Origin of the sequence: Rhodopirellula sp. JB055 (genome assembly GCF_043100905.1) — a bacterium.
Taxonomy (GTDB): domain Bacteria; phylum Planctomycetota; class Planctomycetia; order Pirellulales; family Pirellulaceae; genus Rhodopirellula.
Genome location: NZ_JBICHO010000338.1, coordinates 1 through 3,783 on the forward strand (window position 1 = coordinate 1; position 3,783 = coordinate 3,783).

Sequence of the window (3,783 nt, forward strand, 5' to 3'; positions counted from 1 at the left end):
TCTTCATTTGACAACGCGCTACTGATGCGTGGGATAGACCATGAATGGCATCACCGGGAATCGCTTTGCAATCACGTGCTTTCAAGCGACGCGGATTGATGGCCAACGCTCAGTCGGTTTGGCAGGAGCCTTTCTGCATTCGCACTGTTTTGGGGAGCGTTGTTGATCTTGCGTGCAATTACAGGCTGGAAGCCTAGGCCACTTTCTTAGTGGCTGAAGTTGACGTCTTGCCACCAGCGGGCTTTGTAGAACTTTGAGCCAGCGATGGTGTGTCGTTGGTTGGATTCAGGTGGCTGCACGGGGATGACGGAGTCGCTTTGCCAGTTGGCGCCGACTTCGGTTCTTTGCGGGTCACTGATCCAGATGGAGCCATCGGCGTGTTGGCTGGCGCTTTTTATCCAATTGAGGTCGGACAAAAGTTGGAAGGCTTCGGTTTCGATGTCAAACAAATACAACGCGTCGTTGTTGCTGACCAAGAGCTTGGGTTCGGTTCGCAATGGGAACAAGTCATGCCCGGTTGGCGACGTTGGCAAGTCAAATGCCTGGTCGAGTGAGAGTTTCCGGTCTCGGTATAGAAACCGATAGAGTCGGTCGCCGAGAACCCACAGGCATTGGCGTTTCTTGTCCCAGGTCACTCCGTGGGCGTAGGGCAATTCTGTGTCGACAAAATCGTCGGCGGAGTGATGCAGGCGGAGCTTGCCATGGTTGCTGTTGGCGGTGGCAATCGAGCCGTCTGGCAGGAGTTCAGCGGAGTGGCAACTGCTGTAGCTTGAATAGTCTTTGATTAGCTTTGAATCTCGGAAACGCACCAGTCGGACGCGTCCGTGGTAAGCGGCGAGGATGAAGACCTCCCCGTCGATTTCGACTCGTTTCGCATCCGTGGGGATGTGTTCGCTTGGCGGTGCCTCGGCCGCTGGGTAGGACCAGAGGTCAGCAGCGTCCGCATCTTGCGTGAATGGATCGACCAGTCGGATGCGGTTGTCGGCTTGGTCGGCGCAAAGGATCGCTGGGGTTTGAGGTGAAATGCTTGCTCGGACGCCGTCGTTGGTTGGTGCTTCCGCCTGTGCGAAGTTGACCAACAGAACCAGGAAGGCAATCGCCAGGGCTTTCATGGTCATCTCGTCGTTGTTGGTCAAGCGGGTTGTTGTGAGGCAAGATTACGCAGTTCGTCGATGCAGGATTTCATGACCGGAAGGTCAATCTCGTGCACGTTGATGGCCTCGCCGGGGTTCTTCAGCATGGTGACGGTCAAGCGGCCACCCAGGTGTTGGCGGAACTCTTCCAGGCCTCGCAGGACTTCATCGGGTGTATCGAGTTGGTCGCACCAGAGCGGCGTGCCCAGGTCAGCAAGGATTTGGCAGACGGCATGAGCCAAAGGCGTGGGGAACCCGAATTTGCGAGCTGAGTACAGCGTGTCGAGAGCCACTCCGATTCCAACCGCTTCGCCGTGACGGAGGGCGTAGTTGGACATCGGTTCCATGCGGTGAGCGGACCAGTGTCCAAAATCGAGCGGGCGAGCTTCGAGGGCTTCGAACGGGTCGCCTCCCGCCGTGATGTGATCCAGGTGCAATTGGCATGAACGCGCGATTGCTTCCTTGGAAACATCGGCCACGCGCCGGCGAAGTTTTTTGGCGGATCTTCGCAGGAAGTCAAAGAATGCGGCGTCTTTCAGCAGGGCGACTTTGACGGCTTCGGTCAAACCAGATCGGAAGTCGCGATCGGGAAGTGTCTGCAGGATCGCGGTGTCATTGAAGACGGCCCATGGGACGGCGAAGCTGCCGATCCAGTTTTTCTTTTCGAAGTAGTTGATCGCGTTTTTCACACCGACACCCGAGTCGGCTTGGGCGAGCGTGGTCGACGGCAAGCGGATCAGACGCACACCTCGGTGAGCGATGGCGGCAGCGAATCCGACTGCGTCCAGGACGGCACCGCCGCCGGCAACGATGATGTAGCTGCGTCGATCCAGGTCGTGTGAGTTGATCGCGGCGAGCAGATCGCGAAGGGTGTGCTCGGAGTTTTTGCATGCTTCACCACCGGGCACGATCATCGGTTCGCGAACCAATCGCATTCGATCGCTGGTTCGCATCTGGTTGATCAGTGCCGTGGCGAATTCGCCGCCCTCGAGGTTGCTGTCCAAGCAGAACAGAACCTTCGGCGCGGAGCTGTCACTTTGTTCGCCGTGCAGGACAGATTCCAGCACGGGGAAGTCGGCTTGAGAGACGTCGTCGGTCTGTCTCAGGCGATGAACAAATTTGACTTCGAAGGAGATGTCATGTTCGGTCACGGCGTCAACTCTTTCCATCCGCGCCACAGCCAACGCAACGAGTCGGGGAAGATCGATCCACCGTGTTTTCCGTTGTGGCCGCCTTCGCCGTAGACAAACTTGTAGTCGTATTCTTGGAAAGCCAACGCGGCCGCCATCTGCTGGTTGGCCAACGGCCAGTTGCCGTGGCTGTTGTCCAGGTCGCCGCTGCCGTCTTGCAAGAAGACTCGAATCGGTTTCGGATCGGTTTTGCGAATCATGGCGGGGTAGTGATGTCCGCCGCGAATGTTGACGAAGCTGCCGATATGCGACATGACCTTTCGAAACGAGTCGGGGCGGAACCAAGCGACGGAGAACGCACAGATGCCACCGGAGCTGTTGCCGCAGATGGCTCGCAGGTCCGGATTGTCGGTGATTTTGTATTGTTCTTCGACCACCGGCAGTAGTTCGGTCAGCAAGAACTCGGCGTAGTCACCCGAGACGGTGTCGTATTCAAAGGCTCGGTTGGATGGCGTGGGTTTCCAGCCTCGTTTGGGGGGTAATTCACCTTTGTGGCCCGGGTCCACCATCACGGCGATCGTGACGGGCATGTCGCCGGCGGCGATGAGGTTGTCGAACACGGTGGGCAGGCGGAAGTCACCGCCGGGGCCTTGGAAAGTGTGGCCGTCTTGGAAGACCATCAACGCGGCAGGCTTCGAGCCGTCGTATTGGGCTGGCACGTAGACGCTGTATCGACGTCGGGTGCCTTCAAAGATTTTGCTATTCGAAAACTCGTACTGCGTGACTTTGCCGCGAGGAACACCTTCTTGGGGGCTCGAGTCAGCCGACCAGGTGTAGTTTTCTTCCGCCGCGAAAATGCGGGACGGTTGAAACGCGAGGAGCAGTGCCAGTGCGGTCAGAGGAAGACAGAGCCACATGGGGCAGAGCGAGGTGGGAGACGTCTTGGAGTCTGATGGCGGGGGAGAGGACCCGTGGGGATGGTTCATGCGTGTGGGATCTAGCGAGGTGGGATTTTGGCGGGGATACGAGAATCATATGGCGGGAAACAGCGACGGAAACCCTGGGGCAGATCCGGCGAGGGGCGACCACAACTCGTGCAGGCGTGGATCGAAGGCGAACGATCGCGTGGTGGGATTCCAATGCGGTTTCAGCTAAAACCTCCGCCGTCGAAGACCGAACCTTCGAAAGACCGAACAGTGTAACTCAATTTTCTCTTGGTGGATCAGTCGTGCAACAGCGTCGTTTAGGAAGCAGCGGGATTGTCGTTTCGGACATTTGCATGGGAACGATGACGTTTGGGAGTGCTTGTGACGAATCAACCAGCCATGCGATCTGCGATCACGCATTTGATGCGGGGATCAATTTCTTTGACGCGGCTGAAATCTATCCGGTGCCTCCCAAGGAGGAAACCTTTGGCGTCACCGAGGAAATTTTCGGTCGATGGCTCAAAACCAAGCCGCGGGATTGCGTGACCGTCGCTACCAAAGTGACGGGCCCAGGCCATGGATGGTTCACGCCAC

The 3,783-nt window shown here is 57.6% G+C and carries 4 protein-coding genes; 1 reads left to right on the forward strand and 3 read right to left on the reverse strand.

The annotated features are described in order from the left end of the window. Positions 1 to 206 precede the first annotated feature (206 nt). From ACF8AM_RS13355 to ACF8AM_RS13365, 3 genes are read right to left on the reverse strand one after another with little or no spacing between them, the layout of a single operon-like run. Positions 207 to 1,112, reverse strand: a complete 906-nt coding sequence (locus ACF8AM_RS13355; protein ID WP_392556105.1) for a DUF6528 family protein — start codon at positions 1,110 to 1,112, stop codon at positions 207 to 209. A gap of 20 nt (positions 1,113 to 1,132) precedes the next feature. Beyond that, positions 1,133 to 2,284: a 3-dehydroquinate synthase gene (locus tag ACF8AM_RS13360; protein ID WP_392556106.1), complete on the reverse strand. Its 1,152-nt coding sequence runs from the start codon at positions 2,282 to 2,284 to the stop codon at positions 1,133 to 1,135. Next, positions 2,281 to 3,180 carry an alpha/beta hydrolase gene (locus ACF8AM_RS13365; RefSeq protein WP_392556107.1) on the reverse strand — a complete coding sequence of 300 codons (900 nt, stop codon included), beginning with the start codon at positions 3,178 to 3,180 and terminating at the stop codon, positions 2,281 to 2,283. Before ACF8AM_RS13365 ends, ACF8AM_RS13360 begins: the two co-directional genes overlap by 4 nt. Before the next feature lie 311 nt (positions 3,181 to 3,491). Between ACF8AM_RS13365 and ACF8AM_RS13370 the strand changes: the two genes are divergently transcribed. Further along, positions 3,492 to 3,783: aldo/keto reductase (locus ACF8AM_RS13370; RefSeq protein WP_392556108.1), on the forward strand; the 292-nt coding region annotated here is incomplete at its 3' end.